Source organism: Amycolatopsis sp. NPDC003861, assembly GCF_053605405.1.
In genome coordinates this window covers 1-22775 of the sequence record NZ_JBSGJD010000160.1, presented here as the reverse complement: position 1 = coordinate 22775, position 22775 = coordinate 1, and the positions used below count along the sequence as shown (strand labels likewise).

General features: G+C 72.9%; 18 protein-coding genes. 8 read left to right on the top strand and 10 right to left on the bottom strand.

Annotation, left to right across the window (positions count from 1 at the left end):
* Positions 1–48: 48 nt before the first annotated feature.
* Together ACWEVN_RS31710 and ACWEVN_RS31705 are read right to left on the bottom strand one after the other, a co-directional pair.
* Positions 49–429, bottom strand: coding sequence for a Clp protease N-terminal domain-containing protein (locus ACWEVN_RS31710; RefSeq protein ID WP_452053721.1), 381 nt, complete (start codon positions 427–429; stop codon positions 49–51).
* Complete coding sequence (locus tag ACWEVN_RS31705) at positions 429–635, bottom strand: helix-turn-helix domain-containing protein (RefSeq protein ID WP_449685613.1); 207 nt, start codon at positions 633–635, stop codon at positions 429–431. Before ACWEVN_RS31705 ends, ACWEVN_RS31710 begins: the two co-directional genes overlap by 1 nt.
* A gap of 123 nt (positions 636–758) precedes the next feature.
* On the opposite strand from ACWEVN_RS31705, the gene ACWEVN_RS31700 reads away from it, so the two are divergent.
* Positions 759–1490 (top strand): polysaccharide deacetylase family protein, encoded by a 732-nt coding sequence (locus tag ACWEVN_RS31700; protein ID WP_452053720.1) that lies wholly within the window; start codon positions 759–761, stop codon positions 1488–1490.
* Here the strand turns inward: ACWEVN_RS31700 and ACWEVN_RS31695 are convergent.
* Entirely contained in the window at positions 1432–2421 is a 990-nt protein-coding gene (locus tag ACWEVN_RS31695; RefSeq protein ID WP_452053719.1) for a histidine kinase, read from the bottom strand. The genes ACWEVN_RS31700 and ACWEVN_RS31695 overlap by 59 nt on opposite strands.
* A 22-nt stretch (positions 2422–2443) precedes the next feature.
* Here ACWEVN_RS31695 and ACWEVN_RS31690 point away from each other — a divergent pair, with 22 nt between their 5' ends.
* Positions 2444–3022, top strand: a complete 579-nt coding sequence (locus ACWEVN_RS31690; protein WP_452053718.1) for a response regulator transcription factor — start codon at positions 2444–2446, stop codon at positions 3020–3022.
* An 89-nt stretch (positions 3023–3111) separates the two neighbouring features.
* On the opposite strand, the gene ACWEVN_RS31685 is transcribed toward ACWEVN_RS31690, so the two are convergent.
* Positions 3112–3729, bottom strand: coding sequence for a TetR/AcrR family transcriptional regulator (locus ACWEVN_RS31685; protein WP_452053717.1), 618 nt, complete (start codon positions 3727–3729; stop codon positions 3112–3114).
* Positions 3730–3785: 56 nt separating this feature from the next.
* Here ACWEVN_RS31685 and ACWEVN_RS31680 point away from each other — a divergent pair, with 56 nt between their 5' ends.
* The 3 genes from ACWEVN_RS31680 to ACWEVN_RS31670 are packed head-to-tail and all read left to right on the top strand — an operon-like array spanning position 3786 to position 6071.
* Positions 3786–4406 carry an MSMEG_1061 family FMN-dependent PPOX-type flavoprotein gene (locus ACWEVN_RS31680; protein WP_449685579.1) on the top strand — a complete coding sequence of 207 codons (621 nt, stop codon included), beginning with the start codon at positions 3786–3788 and terminating at the stop codon, positions 4404–4406.
* Between the two features lies 1 nt (position 4407).
* On the top strand, positions 4408–5274 hold the full coding sequence (locus ACWEVN_RS31675; protein WP_452053716.1) for a PDR/VanB family oxidoreductase: 867 nt from the start codon (positions 4408–4410) through the stop codon (positions 5272–5274).
* A complete protein-coding gene (locus ACWEVN_RS31670; RefSeq protein WP_452053715.1) occupies positions 5274–6071 on the top strand; it encodes a siderophore-interacting protein in 798 nt (265 codons plus the stop codon). Before ACWEVN_RS31675 ends, ACWEVN_RS31670 begins: the two co-directional genes overlap by 1 nt.
* Here ACWEVN_RS31670 and ACWEVN_RS31665 read toward each other — a convergent pair.
* On the bottom strand, positions 6038–6775 hold the full coding sequence (locus ACWEVN_RS31665; RefSeq protein WP_452053714.1) for a DUF4184 family protein: 738 nt from the start codon (positions 6773–6775) through the stop codon (positions 6038–6040). The two genes, ACWEVN_RS31670 and ACWEVN_RS31665, sit on opposite strands and share 34 nt — an antisense overlap.
* Positions 6776–6845: 70 nt before the next feature.
* Between ACWEVN_RS31665 and ACWEVN_RS31660 the strand changes: the two genes are divergently transcribed.
* The 3 genes from ACWEVN_RS31660 to ACWEVN_RS31650 all read left to right on the top strand — a co-directional run bounded on the left by ACWEVN_RS31660 (position 6846) and on the right by ACWEVN_RS31650 (position 11282).
* Entirely contained in the window at positions 6846–7715 is an 870-nt protein-coding gene (locus ACWEVN_RS31660; RefSeq protein ID WP_452053713.1) for a helix-turn-helix domain-containing protein, read from the top strand.
* 76 nt (positions 7716–7791) lie between these two features.
* The gene (locus tag ACWEVN_RS31655; protein ID WP_452053712.1) at positions 7792–9540 is read left to right on the top strand and encodes a maleylacetate reductase and hydroxyquinol 1,2-dioxygenase domain-containing protein; all 1749 of its coding nucleotides are present in this window, start codon (positions 7792–7794) and stop codon (positions 9538–9540) included.
* Positions 9537–11282: an FAD-dependent monooxygenase gene (locus ACWEVN_RS31650; RefSeq protein WP_452053711.1), complete on the top strand. Its 1746-nt coding sequence runs from the start codon at positions 9537–9539 to the stop codon at positions 11280–11282. The genes ACWEVN_RS31655 and ACWEVN_RS31650 overlap by 4 nt, the downstream gene beginning before the upstream one ends.
* Positions 11283–11403: 121 nt before the next feature.
* On the opposite strand, the gene ACWEVN_RS31645 is transcribed toward ACWEVN_RS31650, so the two are convergent.
* The 5 genes from ACWEVN_RS31645 to ACWEVN_RS31625 all read right to left on the bottom strand — a co-directional run bounded on the left by ACWEVN_RS31645 (position 11404) and on the right by ACWEVN_RS31625 (position 22456).
* Positions 11404–12300 carry a peptidylprolyl isomerase gene (locus ACWEVN_RS31645; protein ID WP_452053710.1) on the bottom strand — a complete coding sequence of 299 codons (897 nt, stop codon included), beginning with the start codon at positions 12298–12300 and terminating at the stop codon, positions 11404–11406.
* Positions 12301–12360: 60 nt separating this feature from the next.
* Positions 12361–14634 carry a glycosyl hydrolase family 95 catalytic domain-containing protein gene (locus ACWEVN_RS31640; RefSeq protein WP_452053709.1) on the bottom strand — a complete coding sequence of 758 codons (2274 nt, stop codon included), beginning with the start codon at positions 14632–14634 and terminating at the stop codon, positions 12361–12363.
* A 24-nt stretch (positions 14635–14658) separates the two neighbouring features.
* Positions 14659–16950, bottom strand: a complete 2292-nt coding sequence (locus tag ACWEVN_RS31635) for a glycosyl hydrolase family 95 catalytic domain-containing protein (protein ID WP_452053708.1) — start codon at positions 16948–16950, stop codon at positions 14659–14661.
* A gap of 125 nt (positions 16951–17075) precedes the next feature.
* Positions 17076–18491, bottom strand: a complete 1416-nt coding sequence (locus ACWEVN_RS31630) for a M1 family metallopeptidase (protein WP_449685569.1) — start codon at positions 18489–18491, stop codon at positions 17076–17078.
* An 80-nt stretch (positions 18492–18571) separates the two neighbouring features.
* Positions 18572–22456, bottom strand: coding sequence for a Pls/PosA family non-ribosomal peptide synthetase (locus tag ACWEVN_RS31625; RefSeq protein ID WP_452053707.1), 3885 nt, complete (start codon positions 22454–22456; stop codon positions 18572–18574).
* Positions 22457–22775 lie beyond the last annotated feature (319 nt).

The window sequence follows — 22775 nt, the reverse complement described above, 5'->3', positions numbered from 1 at the left end:
ACGTCGTCCAGAAGGGCGCCGAGCTGCTCGGCGTCTCCGGCACGCTGATCAAGACAGCGGCGGCCCTCCGGTGAGTCCCAGCGGCCCACCTTCAGCGAGTCCCGACGACCGACCCTCGGCAAGTCTCGACGGCCCATCCTCGGCAAGTTCCCGCGGCCCATCCTCGGCGAGTCCCCGCGGCCCACCCTCGGCAAGTCCCGACGGCGGCCGTTCGGCGAGGCCGGACAGCGAGCGTTCGCCGACGCCGTCGGGCGTCGGCCGCGCCCCTTCGGCGAGTGCGAGCCGCAAGTGCTCGCCGAGGTCGGCGGGCCCTTCGGTGAGCGCGAGCAGCAGGTGTTCGCTGCCGACCCTCGCGTGGCCGAACTCCCGGGCCAGCTCGCACGCCCGGCTCATCGCCCGCCCCACTGCGGGGTGGTCTCCCTGGAACATCAGTCCTCCCGGCCGCGGTGCTTGCGGTGCACGGTCTGCTTGGTCACTCCGAGCCGCTCGGCGATGTCCTGCCACGACCAGCCGGCTCGCCGCGCCGCCGCCACCTGCTCGGCTTCCAGCTGCTCGGCCAGCCGCCGCAACCTTGCGACCGCGCGCAGCGCGATGTCGGGGTCGGAGCTGCGCACCGTGTGCTCGAAGTCGGTCATCAGGCTCACCGCGTCAGCATATGCTGACACCTTGACACCGTCAACATATGCTGACGGCCCGACACCTTGGTACTAGGACCTTCGCGGCTTCCCTCGCCTCGGCACTGCCGCCAGGGTGACCGCATGATCTTGAAATCCCGCCGCGCCCGGAAGTGGGCGATCGTCGTGGCGAGCGTGCTGGTCGTCGTGGTCGCCGGGGCGGTCACGCTGTTCGAGGTGTCGAAGTCGCCGACCTTCCAGTTCTTCGGCACCCTCGTGGACCGCGTGGACACCACCGAGAAGGTCGTCGCCCTCACCTTCGACGACGGGCCCGATCCCGCGGGGACGAAGACGATCCTCGACACGCTGCACAGCCGTCAGGTGCCCGCGACCTTCTTCCTCATCGGCCGGGACATGGCCGCGCACCCGGACCTCGCCCGGGACATCGCCGCCGCCGGGCACGAGCTCGGCAACCACAGCTTCAGCCACGACCGGATGATCGGCGTGACACCGTCCTGGGTCGCCGACGAGGTCGAAGCCACCGACGCCCTCATCCGCGCGGCCGGGTACACCGGCGACATCCTCTTCCGGCCTCCGAACGGCAAGAAGCTCTTCGCCCTGCCGAGCTACCTGTCCGAGCACCACCGCACGACGATCACCTGGGACGTGGCGCCGGACTCCGACGGCACCCCGGACACGGCCACCGTGGAAGGGGCCGTCGTCGACCAGGTCCGGCCGGGCTCGATCGTGCTGCTGCACGCCATGTACGCCTCGCGTGAGCAGACGCGCCGGGCCATCGGGCCGATCCTCGACCAGCTCAAGCAGCGCGGCTTCCGGTTCGTGACCGTGTCGCAGCTGCTGGCAGCCCGACACTGACCACCCACTCGCCGTCCCGCGGGCCGTGGGTCAGCGCTCCCCCGGCCGCCGCGGCCTGCTCGGCGAGCCCGGCCAGCCCGTAGCCGGCACCCACCCGGGGCGTTCCCTTCAGCGCGTTGCGCGCGGTGATCGTCACCCGCTCCCCCGCCTCGACGTCGAACCGCAGCCGGACGCCGGGACCGTTGTGGCGCAGGGCGTTCACCGCGGTTTCGGCGATGAACCGTTCGGCGAGCTCCCGCACCGGGGGCGGCAGGGCGGGCAGCACCGGGTCGCGGTCGAGGACCAGCCCCGCGGTGCGCAGCCGGGCCAGCACCTCGGCGAGGTCGGGGGCGCGTTCGGCGTCGTCGCGCAGGTCGTCCAGGGTGCGGCGGACGAGCGTCAGCGCGCCACGGCCGGCGGCCAGGAGCGTGTCGAGGCGGGCGCGGTCGGCGTCGGTCAGGTCGCCGACCGCGCGCAGCGTCTCGGCCTGCACGAGCATGACGGCGGTGGTCTGGGCGAGCGTGTCGTGCAGCCGCCGGGCCGCGCGCTCGGCCCGGTCCGCGAGCGCGCGACGGCGTTCGGCACCCAGCAGCCAGGCCACCGCGCTGATCGTGACGACGAGGAGCGTGCCGTCGAGCGGGCCCTTCGCCGGGTACACCGCCGCGCCGGTGGCGAGCGCCGCCGCGGCCGCGAGCCACCGCTGCGGTGTGCTGTGGAGAGCGAGCAGCACCGGCACGTACATCGTGTTGCGCGGCTGTTCGAGCAGCAGGTGCCCGGCCGTCGCGAGGGTCACGACCACGAGCACGAGGGCCGGCACGCGGCGCGACCACAGCAGCGGGACGAGCTGGGCGGCGCTGAGCCCGGCGGCGAGCCACCCCTGCTGCGGTGTCCACGCCCCGCTGGCGAAGAACACCGCGGCGACGGCCGCCGTCGTGACGAAAGACTGACGCATGGGCCGACAGTAGAGTGCGGGCATGATCCGGGTGCAGGTCGTCGACGACCACGCGCTGGTGCGTGAGGGCATCGCGCTGATCCTGGGCGCGCAGCCGGACCTCGAGGTGGTCGCGCAGTACGCGAGCGGCCCGGAGCTGCTGGCGTCGCCGGTGCCCGCCGACGTCGTCCTGCTCGACCTGTACCTGCCGGGGATGGACGGCCTCGAAGTCCTGCGCCGGCTCGGCCCCTCGGCGGCGCAGGTCCTGATGCTGACGACGGTCGGCCGGCCGCGGGAGATCCGCGAAGCCCTGAGTTCGGGTGCGGCGGGGTTCGTGCTGAAGGACGCCTCGGGCGACGAACTCGCGGCGGCCGTCCGGGCGGCCCACCAGGGCGTGACGGCCTTGAGCCCGGCGGCGGCCTCGGCGTTGAGCGGCGGTGGTGCGCTGACACCGCGGGAGCGCGACGTGCTGGAGCTGCTCGGCGAGGGACTGTCCAATAAGGACATCGCGGCCCGGCTGCGGCTGGCCGAGCGGACGGTGAAGGTCCACGTCGGCAACGTGCTGGCCAAGCTCGGCGTGACCAGCCGCACCCAGGCGGCGCTGGTGGCCAGGGACCGCTGAGGGAAAGTGCGGTGCCCGCCGTGGTGACCGGGACGGCGAGCCGGGCGCGCAAGCGTTTGCCGGCGACCGCCCCGGTGGGCAGCGGCAGGTCACCCCGTGACGTACCGGGTCAGCATCGCGACCATCTCGTCCTCCAGCCGCCGGGCGTCGACCGGGTCGGGTTCGGCCAGCAGGTCGTGGACGGCCAGCTCGACCGTCGCGATGACCAGGCGGGCCGCCGTGGCGGTGTCGGCGACGCGGACCTCGGGGTGGCCCTCCAGCAGGGCCTGGGTGTGGCCGGCCATGTCCTGCTTCACCCGGCCGATCCGCTCCAGCAGCTCATTCGACCGCGGGGCGTGCTCCAGCAGCATGCGCAGCAGGTGGGGGTCGTCGCGGTGGGCCTCGACGGCGAGCCGGACGAAGACGCGGAAGACCTCCTCGATCGACTCGGGCAGCGGGCCGGTCAGCACCTTGGCCGCGGCCGCCGTGCCACCGTCGAGGTGCCGGGTCAGCAGCTCGGCGAGGATCGCGTCCTTGTTCGGGAAGTACTGGTACAGCGAGCCGATCGAGATGCCGGCGCGCTCGGCGATGCGGTTGGTGGTACCGGCGGCGTAGCCGTGGTCGCCGAAAACGTGAGCAGCCGCGGCCAGGATCCGCTGCCGGGTCAGCTCGGCGCGCACCTGCCGCGGCTGTTTACGTGGCTGGATGCGGCGCTGGTCCGACGGCACGGGATCCTCCGGGAAAGCGAGTAGTCAAGATCTGAATATTTGCTCATAATTGTGCCATGACCAGCACAAACACGCTGCCCCGCGTCTCCGCGGCCGAGGTGCGGGCCCGGCTGGGCGAGCCCGAGGCGATGATCAAGGCCAAGATCGGCGGCCACCTCGACCGGCACGCCCGCCGCTTCATCGCGCACTCGCCGTTCCTGACGCTGGCCACCGCGGACGCCGCGGGCCGCGCCGACTGCTCGCCCCGCGGCGACTACCCCGGGTTCGTCAAGGTCCTCGACGAGCACACCCTGGCGCTGCCCGACCGGCCCGGCAACAAGATCGCCGACTCCTTCCGCAACATCGCCGAGAACGACGGCGTCGGCCTGCTGTTCTTCGTCCCCGGCATGCGGGAAACGCTGCGGGTCAACGGAAGCGCGTACGTCACCGACGCCCCGGACGTCCTCGCCCGGATGCGCACCGAGGCCAAGGCACCGGAGCTGGCGATCGTCGTCGACGTCGCCGAGGTGTACTTCCACTGCGGCCGCGCGCTGATCCGCTCGCGCCTGTGGGACCCGGCGAGCCAGGCGCTCGCGGCGGAACTGCCGTCGGCGGGCGAGGTCGCCGGCGAGATGATGAACGTCGACCCGGCGCTGCTCGACCAGCTCCTCGAAGCGGGCTACCGGAAGCTGTACTGACATGCAGAAGACGATCCTGGAGCGCATCGAGCGCGTGACCGAAGACGTCGTTTCGCTGGTCCTGCGCGGCGACGAAGGCCCGTTGGCGCCGTGGGAACCGGGCGCGCACATCGACCTGGAGCTGCCGAACTGGCTGACGCGGCAGTACTCGCTGTGCGGTGACCCCGGTGACCTCTCGGCCTACCGCATCGCGGTCCGGCACGACCCGCTGAGCCGCGGCGGCTCGGAGTACGTCCACCTGTTCCTGCGACCGGGGCGGACGCTGACGGTTTCCTTGCCCCGCAACCACTTCCCGCTGCGGCCCGCGCCGGAGTACCTGTTCGTGGCGGGCGGGATCGGGATCACGCCGATCCTGCCGATGCTGCGCTCCGCCGCCGCCTCCGGTGCCGCGGTGACGCTGGCGTACGCGGGCCGCCCGTTCGCCGCCGAACTCGCGTCGCGGTACGGGGACCGCGTGCGGCTCGGCCGACCCGACCTCGCGGCGCTGGCCGGGGAGTTCCCGACGGCGGAGGTGTACTGCTGCGGCCCGGCGTCGCTGGTGGACGCGGCCGAGGCGGTGTTCCCCGCGGTGCACACCGAGCGGTTCGAGCCCACCCGGCGGGCGTTCGGGCCGGACACCCCGTTCGAAGTGGGGTGCGCCCGGTCCGGGGGCACGATCCAGGTCCCGGCGGACGAGTCGCTGCTGGACGCGCTGAACCACGCCGGGCGGCCGGTGCCGTCCGCGTGCCGGGAAGGCGTGTGCGGCAGCTGCGAAGTGCGGGTCGTGGCGGGCGAGCCCGAGCACCGCGACGACATCGGCGCGGCGGCGGGCCGGATGTACCCGTGCGTGTCCCGCGCGCTGTCCCCGCGGCTCGTGCTGGACGTCTGATGATCCCGAAGGTGCGCCGCCCCCGGACGCGGCGGATGATCACCCTGGAAGTCCGCGCGACCACCGCGCCCAGCCCGGCGTTCCGCACGATCACCCTCGGCGGTCCCGGGCTGGCGGAGTTCGAGCCGGCCGGCGACGACCAGGCGGTGCGGCTGTTCTTCCCGCGCGTGGGTCAGGATCGGCTCCGCATGCCCACGCTGGACAACGAGGGCTGGATGGCCGAACTGCTCGTGCTGCCGAAGTCCCGCCGCCCGTGGGTCCGCAACTACACGATCCGGCGGGCCCGGCCCGGCGAGATCGACATCGAGTTCGCCCTCCACGACGGCGACGCGCCCGCGGCCGACTGGGCGCGCCGGGTGCGCCCGGGCGATCCGGGCGGCGTCTTCGACCTCGGCGTCAGCTACCTGCCGCCGCCCGGGGTGTCGTGGCAGCTGCTGGCCGGGGACGAGAGCGCGCTGCCCGCGATCCTGGCGATCCTCGAGCACGCCGGGGCCGGCCTCGTGGCGGAGGTGTTCCTCGAAGTGCCCTCCCCGGCGGACGTGCGGGAGATCGAGGCACCGCCCGGGGTGCGGGTGCACTGGCTGCCCCGCCCGGGGCCCGGCCGGCGTCCGGGCGTGCTGGCCCTGACGACGATCCGGGACGCCGTCCTGCCGTCCGGGCCCGCCTACGCGTGGGTCGCCGGGGAGGCCGCGCTGGCCACGGGCGTGCGCCGCCACCTGGTGCGCGACCGCGGCTGGCCGAAGGCGGACATCGCGTTCCTCGGCTACTGGCGCCACGGCCGCGCGGCGCCCGGCTGAGCCAGCGGCCACGCGACGACGTAGCAAGCCACCGCCACGAGCCCGCCCCGGACCGCGCCGATCAGCAGGCAGCGCACCCAGTCGTAGCCGCTGACCTCGCTCACCGGGTCCGTCAACCCGAGCAGCGCTCCCACCACCAGCCCCGCACCGAGTCCGGCCGCCACCACCCACCGGCCGGTGCGGGGCAACGCCGGCCATGCCCGCGAACCCCGCGGGACCCGGCGGTACCAGCGCACGACCAGCACCGCGAGCAGGAGCAACCCGCCGGCGGACGACACGTACCCGATGACGTTGTACAGGCGGTGCGGGCCGACGACGGAGACCCGCAGCCCCTTCCAGTGCCGCACGGCGAAGCCGTCGGTGTGGGTGAACGCGTCCCAGAGCAGGTGGGTGGCCGCCCCCACGACGACCGAGACCACCGCGCCGAGCCACGGGACCCGGCCGGGGCGCGGCACCCGCTCCCGCCAGCCGGCCGGCCCGAACGCCAGGGCCGGCGCGAGGACGGCGTACCCCACCGCCACGAGCACCAGCCCGAGCAGCAGGTCCACGCTCACCAGGCCCATCGGCTCGTGGGTCAGCTCCCCGCCCGGGAGCGGCACGTAGTACGCGACGTCGGGCGCGAGCGAACCCGCGACCAGGCCGGGTAGCCAGAGCCACCGGGCCAGCGGCACCACCGCGGCCGGGTGCGCGAACGTGAACGGCAACGGACTCCCCCGGGGTCGGCTTGACCGGCCGCCCAGCTTAGGGCGGGTACCATCGCGGTGAGGAGGCAGCGTGGGCGAACTCGGGCTGGCCGACACGAACGGCATCCTCGCGCTGCCCTGGGTCCGCCCGGACCGGACCAGCGCCGGCCTCGGCTGGGACCGGGTCTACGTCTCCCGGCAGCGGGAGCGCCCGTACCGCGCCGAGTTCGGGGCCGCCGGCAGCCACCAGCTGATCCTGCACCTCGACGGCCCCGTGACCGTCCGGCGCGCGGTCGGGACCGCGCGCGAACAGAGCCGGCGGATGCCCGCCGGCCGGCTCTTCCTGCAGCCGTCGCACGCCGAGCTGTCCGTCGAGCTGGGCGGGGCGCTCGACACCGTGCACGTCTACCTCGCCGACGTCGCCGTCCAGGAGGCCGCCGGGAAGACCGTGCAGCTCGCAGAGGAGCTCGGCAGCCACGATCCGCTGCTCGAACAGCTGGTGCTGAGCCTCGACAGCGTCGTCCGCGACTGGGAGCCGGGTGCCCGGACCTACGCCGACCAGCTCGGCGCGCTCGTCGCCGCCCAGCTCGTGCGCCACCACCGCGCCGGGCACGTCCCGGAGCCCGAGCCGGCCCGCGGCCTGTCCGACCGCCAGTTCGCGGCGGTCCGCGACCTGATGGCCGAACGGCTGGCCGAGCCGGTGCCGCTGGCCGACCTGGCCGCCCTCGCCGGGCTGAGCGTCAGCCAGTTCTCCCGCCGGTTCAAGGCCCGCACCGGCCTGCCCCCGCACCGCTACCTGCTGCGGCTGCGCGTCGAGCGGGCCGGGCTGCTGCTGCGCACGGGCGACGACCCGATCGCCGAGATCGCGGTCCGCTGCGGGTTCTCGCACCAGGAGCACCTCACGCGGGTGCTGCGCGCCCAGCTCGGCACCACCCCGGCCGCTCTGCGCCGCCTCGGCTGACACACGCGCGTTTCGTGCCGTCGAGCAGCACGAACGTGCAGGACCGGGCCTCGTTCGCGGCCGGATACTGCCTCGCATGACCTCGTTCAGCTACGCCGCGAACCCCGTCCGGGTGGTCTTCGGCTCGCTCGGCACGCTCGGCGCGGAGGCCGACCGGCTCGGGCTCGGCCGGGTCCTGCTGATCGGCCGCCCGCGCCACGGCGACCGGGCCGCCGAGGCGCTCGGCCCCCGGCTGGCCGCGCGCTTCGAAGACGCCATCGAGCACACGCCCGTCGACGTCACCGAGCGCGCGCTCAAGGTCGTCGCCGAGCACGACGTCGACGGGGTCGTCGCGATCGGCGGCGGCTCGGCGACCGGGCTGGCCAAGGCTCTCGCCCTGCGGACCGGCCTGCCGCAGCTGATCGTCCCGACGACGTACGCGGGTTCCGAACTGACCGCCGTCCTCGGCGAGACCGCCGACGGGCGCAAGACCACGCAGCGGAACCCGGCGGTCCGGCCGGCGACCGTCCTCTACGACGTCTCGCTCACGCTGTCGCTGCCGGTCCCCGTGTCGGCGGCGAGCGGGCTGAACGCGCTCGCCCACGCCGTCGAGGCGCGGTACGCCCCGGACGCCAACCCGATGACCGACCTGCTCGCCGCCGAAGCGATCCGGCTGCTCACCGGCGCCCTGCCGCGGATCGCCGCCGATCCGTCCGATGTGGCCGCCCGGACCGACGCGCTCCGCGGCGCCTGGCTCGCGGGGACGTGCCTCGACGCGGTGCGGATGGGCCTGCACCACCGGCTCTGCCACCACCTCGGCGGCAAGTTCGGGCTGCCGCACGCCGAAACCCACGCCGTCCTCCTCCCGTACGTCATGGCGCACCAAGGGCTCGACGACGCCGCGGAGGTGTTCGACCTGGCCGCGTCGCTCCCGATCCCGCGTTCGCTGGCCGAGCTGGGCCTCACCGAAGCCGACCTCGGCAGCGAACCGGAAGCGGACCTGCTGCGTCAGGCGCTGCACGGCACCCGGCCGGCCACGCGCCCGAGTCTCAAGGCGCTCACGAAGCAGGTCGTCGACAGCTTCGCCGAGGCGCCGGACCGCGTGCGCCTGCTGCTGAGCGACCTGGTCGAGACGCTGCACGGCTACGCGATCCGCACCGACCTCACCCAGGACGAGTGGGAGTACGCGATCGGCTTCCTGACCCGGGCCGGGCACATCACCACCGACACGCGGCAGGAGTTCATCCTGCTGTCGGACACCCTGGGCGTGTCGAGCGTCGTCGACGTCCTGACCAACTCGCGCACACCCGACACGACGCCGTCGGCCGTCCTCGGCCCGTTCTACGTCGACGGTCCGCCGGAGACACCGCAGGGCACCGATCTGGCCGCGGGCCTGCCCGGTACGCCCCTGGCCGCGGACATCCGCGTGGTCGACACGGCGAACACCCCGGTCCCGGACGCGATCGTCGACGTCTGGCAGTCCAATGAGGACGGTTTCTACGACGTCCAGCTGCCCGACGTCGACGGCCCGGTGCTGCGCGCCCGCTTCCGCACCGACGCCGACGGGCGGCTGCGCTTCCGGACGATCGTCCCCAGCGCGTACCCGATCCCGGCCGACGGCCCGGTCGGGCAGCTGCTGGACGCCGTCGGGCGGCACCCCTACCGGGCGCCGCACGTGCACTTCATGATCGCCAAACCCGGCTACCGCACGCTGATCACGCAGCTGTTCGTCGCCGGCGGGGAGTATCTCGACTCGGACACCGTGTTCGGCGTCAAGGACGGCCTGATCGTCGACTTCACCGACGGGCTCGACTTCACCTTCCGGATTTCAGGGAGCAGCGCATGACCTACGACACCGACGTCATCGTGGTCGGCAGCGGCCCGGCCGGCGGCTCCGCGGCGCTGCTGCTCGCCACCTACGGCGTGCCGGCCGTGCTGGCGACCAAGTACGGCTGGACGGCCAACACCCCGCGCGCCCACATCACCAACCAGCGGACCATGGAGGTGCTGCGCGACCTCGGCGTCGAGGACAAGGCCCTGGCCGCCGGGACACCGCCGGAGCTGATGGGCGACACCGTGCTCTGCACGTCGCTGACCGGGCCGGAGATCGGCCGGATCGCCAGCTGGGGCACCGGCGACCGGTCGTCGTCGGAGTACGCGGCGGCGAGCCCGTGCCACATGATCGACCTGCCGCAGACCTACCTGGAGCCGATCCTGGTCAGCGAGGCCGCCGCGCGGGGCACGAAACTGCGGCTGGACACCGAGTTCCTGTCGTTCGCCCAGGACGATTCCGGGGTCGATGTGCGGTTCCGCGACCGCGTGCGCGGCGACGAGTTCACCCTGCGCGCCAAGTACCTCATCGGCGCGGACGGCGCCCGCAGCCGCGTCGCCGAACAAGCCGGCCTGCCGATCGCCGGGCAGACCGGCAAAGCGGGCAGCATGAACATCACGTTCACCGCCGACCTCGCGCGGTACGTGGCGCACCGGCCGAGCGTGCTGTACTGGGTGATGCGGCCGGGCGCGCACCTCGGCGGGATCGGGATGGGCCTGGTCCGGATGGTGCGGCCGTGGAACGAGTGGCTGCTGACCTGGGGCTACGACATCGCCCAGCCACCGCCCGAGGTCGACGCCGAGGAAGCGACGCGGCTGGTGCGGGACCTCGTCGGGGACCCGGCGCTGGACGTCGAGATCACCTCGACGTCGTTGTGGACGGTCAACCACAACTACGCGACCGAGTACCGCAGCGGCCGGGTGTTCTGCGCCGGGGACGCCGTGCACCGGCACCCGCCGTCGAACGGGCTGGGGTCGAACACGTCCGTCCAGGACTCCTACAACCTGGCGTGGAAGCTCGCGATGGTGCTGCGCGGCGAGGCGGGCGAGGGCCTGCTGGACAGCTACACGGCCGAGCGGGCGCCGGTCGGCAAGCAGATCGTCGACCGGGCGAACCTCAGCCGCGACCAGTTCGGGCCGATCTTCGCCGCGCTGGGGATCTCCGGCGACACCGACGCCGACGGCATCTCGGCCGGGCTCGAGACCTGCCTCGCGCCCACGGCCGAGGGGGCACGCAAGCGGCATGAGCTGGAGCAGGCGATCGAGCTGAAGCACTACGAGTTCAACGCGCACGGCGTCGAGCTGGACCAGCGGTACGTCTCCGGGGCGGTGCTGCCCGACGGCGTCCCGGCTCCGGTTCCCGACGGCGACCCCGAGCTGTTCCACCGGCCGAGCACCGAGCCGGGCGCGAAGCTGCCGCACGCGTGGCTGGTCGGCCCTCACGGCCGTCGCGTGTCCACTTTGGACCTCGTGGGCGGCGGCCGCTGGACGCTCCTGACCGGCCTCACCGGCACCCCGTGGCGCGACGCGGCAGCCAAGGTGGGCGCCGAGCTGGGCCTGGACCTGCGGACGGTCCGCATCGGCGACCCGGACGTCCGCGACGCCTACGGCGACTGGTCCCGCCTCCGCGGCATCGACGAGGCCGGCTGCCTCCTCATCCGCCCCGACGGCTACGTCGCCTTCCGCCACCCCACGCCGTCCCCCACCCCCGCCGAGACCCTCCTCCAGAACCTCCGCCACCTCCTGGCCCGTGATTGAACCCGGAACTCACGTGATTGAGCACGGAACTCACGTGATTGAAGCCGGAACTCGCGAGTTACGGTCCCAATCACGCGAGTTCCGGCTCTGATCACGCCAGATACGGCTCGGATCACGCGAGTTACGAGGTGGCGGTGACCTTGGTGAGGGTTACGGGGGTTTTCGGCGGGCCGCTGCCGTCGCCGATGCCGGGTTTTGCCGGGTCGATTCCGGCTCGGGCGATCGCGTCGAGGGTTTCCAGGCCGGCGTCGTCGATGCTGCCGAAGACGGTGTACTCCGGCGGGATGTCGATGTCGCCGAAGACCAGGAAGAACTGGGAGCCGCCGGAGTCCGGGGCCGTGGTCTTCGCCATCGCGAGGACACCGCGGCCGTACGTCAGGCCGGGGAACAGCTCGTCGCGGATCGTGTAGCCCGGGCCGCCGGTGCCGTCGCCCACCGGGTCGCCGCACTGCAGCATCTGCAACCCGGTGACGACCGACAGGCGGTGGCACGACGTGCCGTCGTAGAAACCCTGCCGGGCCAGGCTCAGGAAGTTGACCACCGTGCACGGCGCCAGCGCGCGGTCCAGCGTCAGCCCGATGTCGCCCGTGGTCGTCGCCAGCCGCACGCCGACCGTGCCCGAAGACGGCGCCGGGCCGTCGGGCGGCAGCGCCACCTTCTTCGGGGCCGGCGAGCCGGTGTCCGGGGTGAACGCGCAGGTCACCGGGTCGGCCAGCGGCTTGCTCCGCTTCGGCATCGGCGCCCGGCCGCCGGGGATCGCGCCCGGCGTCCCGGGCGCGGCCGCCGAAGTCGACGGCGACGGTGCCGTGGTCCGGAACGCGCCGCCGGCCTGGCCGTCCGGCTCGCGCAGGAACCCCGGGTAGCCCCAGGCCAGGAAGGCCAGCGCCATCACCACGACGATCACGACCGACCCGGTGATCACCACGATCGCCAACGTCGACGACCGCTTCGGCGGGACCGGGGGCGGCCACGGCGAATACGGGTACGGCGGCCCGGGTCTGCCGTCCGGCTCGCTCATCCACGCTCCCCTCGTCGGAGAGCACACCCTACTGCCGTCGGGACCGGGCGAAAACGGCGATCAGGGCAGGCCCCACGGCGCGCTCGGCCCGCCCGGCGCCACCGGCCGGACGCCGAAGTCCGGGCGATCCCCCTTCCGGTACACGAACGCGTCCTCACCGCGCCCGAGCTCGACCTGGACGTCCCCGCCGGCCAGCCGCCGCCAGCGGCGCGCCCGGCCGCGCGCGTCGGTCACCGCGAGCTCGCCGTCGATGCCCGGCCGCAGCACGCACGGCGCCCCGGCCTCGCTGTGCACCTTCAGCCAGCGCGTCTTCCCGCCGGTGCGGGACGCGCTGAGCAGGAACGCGCCTTCGGTGCGGAAGTCCCGCAAAGCGACGTCGCTCCAGGCCGCCGGTACCGCCGGGAACAGCCGCAGCACGCCACCCCAGCTCTGCACCAGCATGTCCTGCAGGGACTTCGCCGCCGACAGCGGCGTCTCGATGACCGGCCCGGACTCCTGGTACATCGTGTTGGGCTGGATGTACCGCCGCTGCAGCTCGCCGAGGTAGAACGCGGCCTGCTCGCCGCGCAGCATCTGCGCCGAGATCGACGCCGCCCCGGTGAACGTGTAGCCCTGCAGCGCGCCCTCGAAGCCGACCCAGTGGTTCAGCGACGTCTCGATGATCGCCCGGTGCTCCGGCTGCTCCCAGGTGACGTCGTAGAGCGGGTAGATCTGCAGCAGGTGCGAGTAGTGCCGGTGCGACTTCGCGAACGGCACGCCGGCGCCGATCATGTAGCCGTTGGCGTCGGCCGGGTAGCCGACGAGGTTCGCCAGCACGTTCCGCCAGCGCGGCGCCAGCGGATCGCCCGGTGCGTGTTGCAGGAGCGTCTTGCAGCCCCAGCGGATCAGCGAGAGGTCGTAGTTGCAGTCGGGGGCGTTGACACCGTACTCGGGCGAGAACGTCGGCGGCAGGTGGAGCCGGCCGTCCGGCCCGGGCGCGAGGAAGTGCAGGTAGTAGTTGATCGCCTTGCGCAGCAACGGGATCAGCGTGCCCCGGAGCAGGACGTGATCGAGAGTGTGCCGGTAGGACAGCCAGACGTTGTGCAGCGCCCAGGTCAGGTTGCCGACCTCCGGCGTCGGCGTGTCCTGCCCCGGGATCCCGACCGGGAACCCGCTGGTCGCGTTCGAGACGCCGTTGAGCAGCGTCATGTCGGTCGTCCGCGGGATCCCGGCCGAGTCGGCCTGGTACGGAGAAGCGACCTGCGAAGTCAGGTTGGCCCGGTACTTGTCCAGGGCGTAACTGACGGCGTCGAGCTCCAGGTGGTTGGAGCCGTGGATCAGCCAGTACTCGAGCTGGACGTTGAGGTTCCACCACGTCGCCGGCCACGGCGTGTTCTCCAGCCACGGCCCGGACGTCGCCATCACCGGCGCCTCGCGCCGCGCCGCCGACGCCACCTTGTACAGCTGGATCCAGTAGAAGCTCTGGAGCCGTGTGTCCGGAATGGACAAAAAGCTCTGCCGGTAGTAGTCGTGCCACCAGCGCCGGTGGTCCTGGGTCAGCGCGGCGAACGGAAGCGCCCGGCGGATCGTGCCCAGCGCCCGCGCGGCCGACGTCTTTCCGGGGTGCGACCAGGCCACCGACGTGTACAGCGTGCGGGCGCCGCCGCGCGTGGCCTCCCGCCAGGCCGTCACGTGCTCGCCGCCGGCCAGCAGCGGCTGGACGGCCAGCCGCGCGTCACCGCTGCCCGACATTTGCACCGGCGGGTTCGCGGTGTACCCGGCCGGCGGCGGCTTGTTCCACACCGGATCGGCCCGCGGGCTGACCGCGACCGCCGGGTGGAACACCCACTTGAACCCGCGCTCCCCCTCGGACGGGCGGATCTCGACGGCCAGCAAAGACTGTCCGGTGTGGACGATCGCCCGCAGGCTCAGACTGCCCGCGGACGTAGTGATCGTCCCGGTCAGCTCGGCGTTCCACAGGTCCATCCGCCAGTCGATCGCGGTGATCGCGCCGGCCGGTTCGAGCGTGAAGTACCCGATCGGGAGCCGGGCCAGGCCGAACAGCGAGCCGAACTCCGGGCGGTGGTCCTGCACCTGGCTGTGCTGGACGTTGAACCGGATCGCGTTCTGCCCGGGCTCCGCGTAGATACCCGAGCCGAGATAGCCGTTGCCCAGGAACGGGCCCTCGTACCAGGTCTTCGGCAGCCGCCGCCAGTACAGGTCCGCGGTGCCGAGGAACCCGGCCCAGCCGAAGTCGTCGCCACCGGGTGCCGCGGCGGCGAAACCCGGCGTCAAGCCGGCGGCGGCGATCCCGGCGAGCGCACCACCGAGCACCGTCCTGCGGGTGATGTCCATTCGACCTCCTCGTCGAAGAGCGGTTCAGCTCGGCAGGCCCCACGCGGGTGCGGGGCCGAGCGCGGGGACGTCCCGCGGCCCGGAGTCCGGCCGCCGGCCCCGCGGGGTGACGACGGCGGTGCCGCCGCGGCGCAGCCCGATCGCGATCCGCCCCGGCCCGGCCGCGCGCCACGGCAGCCGGCGCCCGTGCTCGTCGCGGACGTCGACGTCCCCGGCGACGCCGTGCTGCAGCACCAGGGGCTCGCCGGCTTCGCTGTGCACGCGGACGAATTCGGTCGTGCCGTCGCGGCGGGAGGCGTCCACGAGGAACGCGCCTTCCGCGCGCAGGCCGGCGATCGAGGCGTCCCGCCAGGTCGCCGACACCGACGGGAAGACCTTGAGCACCCCGCCGGAGCCCTGCATCAGCATGTCCACCACGGACTGCGCGGCGGTGATCGGGCTTTCGATCGCGAAGTTGGAGCCCTCGCGGTACATCGTGTTCGCGGTCAGCTCGGTGTCGGCGACGACGTTCCGGTCGAGGAAGAACTTCAGGTAGCGCAAGGCTTCCTCGGGCGCGTCCATCACCGACTTCATCGACGACGCGGCCGCGTAGCTGTAGCCGTGCCAGGCGGATTGATCGGCGGCCCAGTGGGTGAACGTGCGGGTCATGAGGTCACGGTCATCGGGACGGTCCCAGACCTTCTCGCGCAGCGGGTACAGCCACAGCAGGTGCGAGAAGTGCCGGTGCGAAGCGGCCAGGGGAACGCCGTCCCCGATCAGCACACCGTCGGCCGGATCTTCGTGGTACGGCACGAGCTTGGCGCCGATCTCCCGCCAGATCGGCACGCGCGGCTCGTCGAGGCACAGGATCCGGGCGGTGTCGACGAGCGTCCGGGCCGCCCAGCGGATGAGCGACAGGTCGTAGGTGCAGTCGGGCGCGTCGGCGTACTCCGGGGAACGGGTCAGCGGCAGGTGCAGCGCCCCGTCCGGGCCGGTGACCAGGAAATGCCGGTAGAAGTTCAGCGCCTTGGCCAGGGTCGGGTACAGGACATCGCGCAGCACGCCCTTGTCCATGTGGTGCCGGTAGGCCAGCCAGACGTTGTGCAGGCCCCACAACAGGTTCCCGGTCTGGTCGGTCTTGGACGTCGTCCCGGGGACGCCCACCGAGCGCGTGCCGCCGGGCCGCAGCCGCCAGTCGCCGGGGTGCGAGAGGGCGTAGGTGTCGCCGTCGCGGTACGCGGGCGGGACGGACACCTCGAGGTTCGCGTGGTCGCGCCGGAAGGTCTCGGTGACGGCGTCGAGTTCGGGGTGGTTGGTGCTGTTGACGATCGGGTAGGTGACCTGGACGTTGAGGTTCCACCAGACGGCGGTCCAGCTGTTGCCGACCTCGGGGAACCACGGCCCCCACTCGGAGACGACCGGCCCGCCGGCCCGGGTGGCGGCGGCGATCTTGTACAGCTGGATCCAGTAGAACCGCTGCACCTGCTTGTCCGGCACCGAAACGAAGCTGCGCCGGTGGTAGTCGTTCCACCAGCGGCGGTGGCGGGCGAGCAGCGCGCCCGGGCGGGCGGCAAGCGCTTTCTGCACGGCGTTGCGCGCGTCCACGGTGTGCGTGGTGCCCGGGAAGCTGTAGGCGACCGTGGCGGCGAGGAGCCGTCTCGTGCCGATCGCGCGTTCCTGCCACGCGGTGGTGTACCCGCCCCCGGCGAGCAGGGGCTGCGCGCAGAAGCCGGCACCGAGCTCGGGCGCGGGGTTGGCGACGTACTCGGGCGGCTTGCGGACGGTCCGGGTGGTGGCGGATTCGAGCGGCTGGAACGCCCAGGCGGCCGCGGCTTCCCCGGCGCTCGGCGTCAGCGAGACGAGCAGCACGCCGAGGTCGTTGTGCACGACGGCGGAGAAGGCGACCGAGCCCTGAGTGGTGGTGATGGTGCCGCCGAGCTCGGCGTTGTAGAGGTCGAGCGTCCAGTCGACGGCGGTGATCGCGCCGGCGAGGGTGAGCGTGAGGTACCCGATGGGCAGGCGGGACAGCCCGATGCCGGCTTCCCACTGGCTGCGCTGGTCCTGCACCTGGGTGTGGCTCAGCATGAACTTGAGGACCTGCGGGCTCTTGCCGGCGTAGACCTGGACGCCGAGCGAGCCGTTGGCGAGGAACGGGCCTTCCTGCCAGTTCTTCGGCAGCCGCCGCCAGACCATCCGCGCATCCCGGGCGACGTCCCGGTACGGGTCGCCGCCGGCGAGCGCGGGCGGGGCTGCGCGAGCCCACAACCCCCCGAAAGCGGCCGCCCCGGCGAGGACCGAGGCCGACCGGAGCACCGTCCGCCTGGACACAGAGTCCATGAAGCATCCTCCGAATTCATACTACGTTTCGGCGAGATCAAGCGGCGGCGTGCGGCCATACTTGCAGAGGGGTGCCCAAAACGCCAGAGGAGTTCACCCGGAAAGCGGCAGAGACATCCGATGAATCAGGGAAGCGGCGGCAGCGCCGGCGTGTACAGCCAGCGGGTGAAGAACGCGCTCAGCGACCGTCCCGCGTGGGCCTCGGCTGCCGCCACGAAAGCTTCCGTCGTGACCAGCCCGTGGCGGTGCTCCTCGGCCCACGACTTCAGCAACGCGAAGAACGCCGGGTCCCCGATCTCCGCCCGCAGCGCGTGCAGCGTCAGGCCGCCGCGCTTGTAGACGCGCTCGTCGAACATCCGGGCCACGCCGGGATCGGCGATCCGGACGTCCGCGGGCTTGGCCTTGATCCGCGCGTACCAGCTGCGGGCCAGCGCCGACGCCGGCTGGCCGCCGATCTCCTCCGACCACAGCCACTCCGCGTACGTCGCGAAGCCCTCGTTCAGCCAGATGTGGCGCCAGTCCGCCACCGTCAGGCTGTTGCCGAACCACTGGTGGGCCAGCTCGTGCAGCACGAGCCGCTCGTGGGTGCGGCGGCCGTCGACGTGGTTGGCCCCGAAGATGGCCATGCCCTGGGCCTCGATCGGGTCGTCGAGGTCGTCGTCGGTGATCACGATGACGTACTCGGCGAACGGGTACGCGCCGAACAGCCGCTGCAGGAACTCCATCATCCGGCCCTGGCGCCCGAAGTCGCGGTCGAAGAGGCGACGCAGCCGCGGGGGCACGGCCGCCCGCTGCGGCACCGTCTCGAAGATCGACTCCACCTGGCCGGTCGCGCGCCCGATGCCGAGGCTCAGCCGGCGCAGCCCGACCCCCGTGTGGGGGAACCAGCCGCGGCCGGACAGCTCGACCTCGTCGTAGCGGCCGATCTGGACGCTCATCAGGTAGGTCGCCGTCGGCTCGCGCCGCTCGAACACCCACCTCGTCGTGCTCGCCGACGTCGTCCGCTCGACCAGGGTGCCGGTGACCGCGACGAGGTACGGCGACGCCGTCGTCACGCTCACCCGGTAGGTCGCCTTGTCCGACGGGTGGTCGTTGCAGGGGAACCACGACGGCGCCCCGACCGGCTGGCTCGCCACCAGCGCGCCGTCGGTCAGCTCGTCCCAGCCGACGTCACCCCAGCGGCTGCGCACCGGGCGCGGGTTGCCGACGTAGTGCACCTCGACCGTGAACTCGGTGCCCGCCGGGATCGACTTCGCCGGCTTGACGTGCAGCTTCGCGCCGCGCTTGAGGTACTTCGCGGCCTTCCCGTCGACCAGCACGCGGTTGATCCGGAACTCGCCGAAGTCGAGGCTGACGCGGGAAAGCGCCTGCGTCGCCTCCGCGGTGATCACCGCCGACGCCGAAAGCCGGTTCGGCGCGACCTTGTAGTCGAGGCTCAGGTCGTAGTGCCGGGTCCGGTACCCGCCGTTGCCGTGGGCGGGAAGGTAGGGGTCACCCGAGGTGTCCGCGCCGGGAGCCGGTGCCGGAGCCTTCGAAATCACCCGTCGCGAACCTTTCGTCGTGCGTGCTGGAACCAGGCTCGCACGGACGGGTGAGTCCGGCGCGCCTGGTCCCGCTTTCGTTACTTACCGGTCCACGCGGAGATCGGGTTGCCCAGCCAGCGCGTGTCGGCCGGCACCTCGTCGCCGCGGGTCACCAGCGAACCGGGGCCCACCGTCGTCCGGGCGCCGATGCCCGCGCCCGGCAGCACGATGCCGTGCGGGCCGAGCGTGGCGCCCTCGCCGAGGGTCACCCGGGACATGCTCATGATCCGGTCGTGGAACAGGTGCGTCTGGACGACGCAGCCGCGGTTGATCGTCGCGCCGTCGCCGAGCTCGACGAGGTCGGCCTCGGGCAGCCAGTACGTCTCCAGCCAGACGCCGCGGCCGATCTTGACGCCCATCGTGCGCAGCCACGCGGTCAGCAGCGGGGTGCCGCCGACCGAGCCGATCAGCCACGGCACCGCGAAGGCCTCGACGAAGGTGTCGGCCAGCTCGTTGCGCCAGACGAAGGAGCTCCACAGCGGGTGGTCGACCTCGCGGAACTTGCCGACCAGCAGCCACTTCATCACCGTCGCGGTCAGCGCCGCGACGATCCCGGCGGCCAGCAGGGCGGGCCCGGCCAGCAGCGCGGCGACGCCGAAGCCGAACGCCGACGCCGTCCACAGCAGGCCGAAGGCGACCACGACGGTCAGCGCGACGCCGCACATGACCGGGATGATCCGGCACAGCTCGACCAGCGCCCGCGCGGCCTTGAGGTGCAGCGCCGGGGTGTAGGTGCGGCTCGTGTCGGCTTCGCCGACCGCGCGGCGGACCGGCAGCGGCGGCATCCCGAGGTACGACGAGCCCTTCTTGGCCTTCAGCGGCGTCGACGACAGGACGCCGACCAGCCCGCGCTTCGGCACCGAACGGCCGGGCGCGGTCATCCCCGAGTTGCCGAGGAACGCCTGCTTGCCGATCCGCGCCGGGGCGACGTGCAGCCAGCCGTGGTTGAGCTCGTAGGTGGCGACCATGGTGTCGTCGGCCAGGAACGCGCCGCTGTCGACCTTGGTCATCTTCGGCAGCGCGAGCACGGTCGACGCCTCGACGTTGCGGCCCACCTTCGCGCCGAGCAGCCGCAGCCACACCGGCGTGAACAGGCTGGCGTACAGCGGGAACAGGCCTTCGCGGGCCATGCTCATCAGCCGTTCGGTGGCCCAGACCTGCCAGGCGACGCGGCCGTGCACCGGGTGGTAGCCCTCGACCATGCCGATGCTCAGCGCCCGGACACCGATGAGCACCAGCAGCATGTACGCGCCGAAGTACGCGGCGGTCGCGGCCGGCACGAAGACCAGCGCGCGGGTGAACGCGTCGAGCAGCGTCGGGGCGCCGGCGATGCCGTAGCCGAGCACGGCGACCCCGGCCAGCGCCGCGATGCCGGGCAGGAAGCCGAGGAGCAGCGAGGTCGCGCCGTAGACGGCGGCCCAGAAGTGCGAGCGCGGCGGGCGGCTCGACGGCCACTTCAGCGCGTCGCGCTCGTCCTTGCCGACGCGGGTGGCGGGCGAACCGGCCCAGCGCTGCCCGGCCGGGACGGCGCCGCGGACGGTCGACCCGGCCGCGATCTCCGCGCCCTTGCCGATGCGGACGCCCGGGAACAGCGTGCTGCGCGCACCGACGCGGGCTTCCGCGCCGACGCGGACCTTGCCGATGTGCACGACGTCGCCGTCGACCCAGTGGCCGGACAGGTCGACCTCGGGCTCGATCGCGGCACCACGGCCCAGCTTGAGGAAGCCGGTGACCGGCGGCGGCGAATGCAGGTCGACGTCCTTGCCGATCCGCGCGCCGAGCGCCTTCGCGTACGTCGTCATCCAGGACGCGCCGGCGACGCTGTCCGCACCGGAGAACCCGGCCAGCTTCTCGGCCGTCCACAGTCGCAAGTGGACACTGCCGCCGCGCGGGTAGGTGCCGGGGCGGACCCCGGACAGCAGCACGCGCGCGCCGCCCGCGGCGATCGCGATCCGGCCCGCCGGGCTGAACAGCACCACCCAGGCCAGGCCGAGCCACGCCCAGCTCAGCGTCGGCGCCCAGGCGAACCCGAGCAGGGACAGGACGTTCGACAGCGCGGCGGCCAGGGTCACCCAGCGCAGCCCGACCAGGCCCATCAGCGGGACCATGAGCAGCGTCTGGACGACCCCGGCGCGGCGCTTCGTCGGCGCGATGTCCCGGCGTTCGGTGGCCTGCCCGCTCAGCGCGTCCAGCATCGCGGCCAGCGCGCCCAGCTTGGGGTGGGCGTAGATGTCGGCGACCGACACCTGCGGGTGCCGGGTGCGGATGCGGGCCACCACCTGAGCGGCGGTCAGGCTGCCGCCGCCGTGGGTGAAGAAGTCGGCCTTCGGGCTGTCGACCGACACGCCGAGGATTTCGGCCCAGCCTTCGGCGAGCCACGTCTCGGTCGGGGTCAGCCCGGAAGCCTCCACGGTGGACAGCGGCCACGGGAGGGCGTTGCGGTCGACCTTGCCGGAGGTGCGGGTCGGCAGGTCGTCGACGACGGCGAGCAGCGGGACCAGCGCGGCGGGCAGGTGCTCGCGCAGGCGGCTCGCGGCCTGGTCGTGGTCGAAGTCCTCGCCCGCGGGCACGACGTACCCGACGAGGACCTGGTTGCCGGCCTTGGTGCGGCGGATCGCGGCGGCCGCGCCCTGCACGCCCGGCAGGGCCTGCAGCGCGGCGTCGACCTCGCCCAGCTCGATGCGGCGGCCGCCGAGCTTGACCTGCTCGTCGAGGCGGCCGAGGAACAGCAGGCCTTCTTCTTCGGCGCGGACCATGTCACCGGAGCGGTAGGCGCGCTGCCAGCCCAGCGACGGCAGCGGCGCGAACTTCTCGGCGTCCTTGGCCGCGTCGAGGTAGCGGGCCAGGCCGACGCCGCCGATGACGAGCTCGCCGGTCTCGCCCATGGCGACCGGCTCACCTTCGTCGTTCACGACGGCGAGCTGCCAGCCGACGAGCGGCAGGCCGATCCGCACCGGGCCCTCGCCGGTCAGCTGCGCGGCGCAGGCGACGACGGTGGCCTCGGTCGGGCCGTAGGTGTTCCAGACTTCGCGGCCTTCGACGGCGACGCGCTCGGCCAGCTCCGGCGGGCACGCTTCACCGCCGAAGATGAGCAGGCGGACGTCTTCGAGGGCGTCGGCGGGCCACAGGGCGGCGAGCGTCGGCACGGTCGAGACGACGGTGATGCGCTGTGCGACCAGCCACGGGCCGAGGTCGACGCCGGTGCGGACCAGCGCGCGGGGCGCCGGGACCAGGCAGGCGCCGTGGCGCCAGGCCAGCCACATCTCTTCGCAGGAGGCGTCGAAGGCGACGCTCAGGCCGGCCAGGACGCGGTCGCCGGGGCCGATCGGCTCGTCGGTGAGGAAGAGCTCGGCTTCGGCGTCGACGAAGGCGGCGGCACTCGCGTGCGTGACCGCGACGCCCTTGGGCTTGCCGGTGGAGCCGGAGGTGAAGATGATCCAGGCGTCGTCGGCCGGGCCGGGGCGGCCGTCGCGGCCACCCGGCGTGCTGTGGACGTTGATCGTGCCGTCGGTGGCGACCGCGGCGACCTGGGCTTCTTCGAAGACGAGCTCGGCGCGCTCGTCCGGGTCGTCCGCGTCGACCGGCACGTAGGCGGCGCCGACGGACAGGGTGGCGAGGATGGCGACGTACAGCTCGGCGGTGCCGGAGGAGATCCGGATGCCGACGCGGTCGCCGAGGCCGACGCCGTAGCTGTTGAGGCGGCGCCCGTAAGCGTCGATCTCCTCGAGCAGCCGGCGGTAGGTCAGGGTGGTGGTGCCGTCGTCGATCGCGGCGGCGTTCGGGTGCCGCTCGGCGGTGGCGGCGAGGACGTCGAGGAGGGTGCGCTCACCGGCGCCGAGACCGGACCAGAAGAGGGCGCGGTCGGCGACCGGGGCGAGCGTGACCTCGGCAACGGACTCGGTGGGTTCGATGGTGACGGTCATCGGCCACTCACCCCGGGCAGGACAAAACCATGGGCGCGCAAGCCCACCACTCACCTTTCGGGAGCCTCAACCGGGCTCGCTCTCCGAATGAGGCGCCCGCAACGACCTTCAACCATACCCGCGGATCACCAAAAGATATCCCCAGGGTCACGCTCGCGTGTCAGACCTCACGATCACCGGCCTGACCAGCGTGATCCAGCTCGCATCTCGCGTGATTGAAGCCGGAACCGGCGTGATTGGGGCGAGAAACGAGAGGTTAGGCGCCCCAAAACCGCGAAACACCCCCGCTAACACCAGTTAAGGCACAAAGCGCACCCCG

Excerpts from the sequence above, each read along its gene's own strand:
- ACWEVN_RS31700 (WP_452053720.1), top strand. The coding sequence starts at position 759 with ATGATCTTGAAATCCCGCCGCGCCCGGAAGTGGGCGATCGTCGTGGCG.
- ACWEVN_RS31645 (WP_452053710.1), bottom strand. The coding sequence starts at position 12,300 with ATGAGCGAGCCGGACGGCAGACCCGGGCCGCCGTACCCGTATTCGCCG.
- ACWEVN_RS31625 (WP_452053707.1), bottom strand. The coding sequence starts at position 22,456 with ATGACCGTCACCATCGAACCCACCGAGTCCGTTGCCGAGGTCACGCTC.
- ACWEVN_RS31640 (WP_452053709.1), bottom strand. The coding sequence starts at position 14,634 with ATGGACATCACCCGCAGGACGGTGCTCGGTGGTGCGCTCGCCGGGATC.
- ACWEVN_RS31635 (WP_452053708.1), bottom strand. The coding sequence starts at position 16,950 with ATGGACTCTGTGTCCAGGCGGACGGTGCTCCGGTCGGCCTCGGTCCTC.
- ACWEVN_RS31650 (WP_452053711.1), top strand. The coding sequence starts at position 9,537 with ATGACCTACGACACCGACGTCATCGTGGTCGGCAGCGGCCCGGCCGGC.
- ACWEVN_RS31670 (WP_452053715.1), top strand. The coding sequence starts at position 5,274 with ATGATCCCGAAGGTGCGCCGCCCCCGGACGCGGCGGATGATCACCCTG.
- ACWEVN_RS31705 (WP_449685613.1), bottom strand. The coding sequence starts at position 635 with ATGACCGACTTCGAGCACACGGTGCGCAGCTCCGACCCCGACATCGCG.
- ACWEVN_RS31680 (WP_449685579.1), top strand. The coding sequence starts at position 3,786 with ATGACCAGCACAAACACGCTGCCCCGCGTCTCCGCGGCCGAGGTGCGG.
- ACWEVN_RS31695 (WP_452053719.1), bottom strand. The coding sequence starts at position 2,421 with ATGCGTCAGTCTTTCGTCACGACGGCGGCCGTCGCCGCGGTGTTCTTC.
- ACWEVN_RS31690 (WP_452053718.1), top strand. The coding sequence starts at position 2,444 with ATGATCCGGGTGCAGGTCGTCGACGACCACGCGCTGGTGCGTGAGGGC.
- ACWEVN_RS31655 (WP_452053712.1), top strand. The coding sequence starts at position 7,792 with ATGACCTCGTTCAGCTACGCCGCGAACCCCGTCCGGGTGGTCTTCGGC.
- ACWEVN_RS31710 (WP_452053721.1), bottom strand. The coding sequence starts at position 429 with ATGTTCCAGGGAGACCACCCCGCAGTGGGGCGGGCGATGAGCCGGGCG.
- ACWEVN_RS31675 (WP_452053716.1), top strand. The coding sequence starts at position 4,408 with ATGCAGAAGACGATCCTGGAGCGCATCGAGCGCGTGACCGAAGACGTC.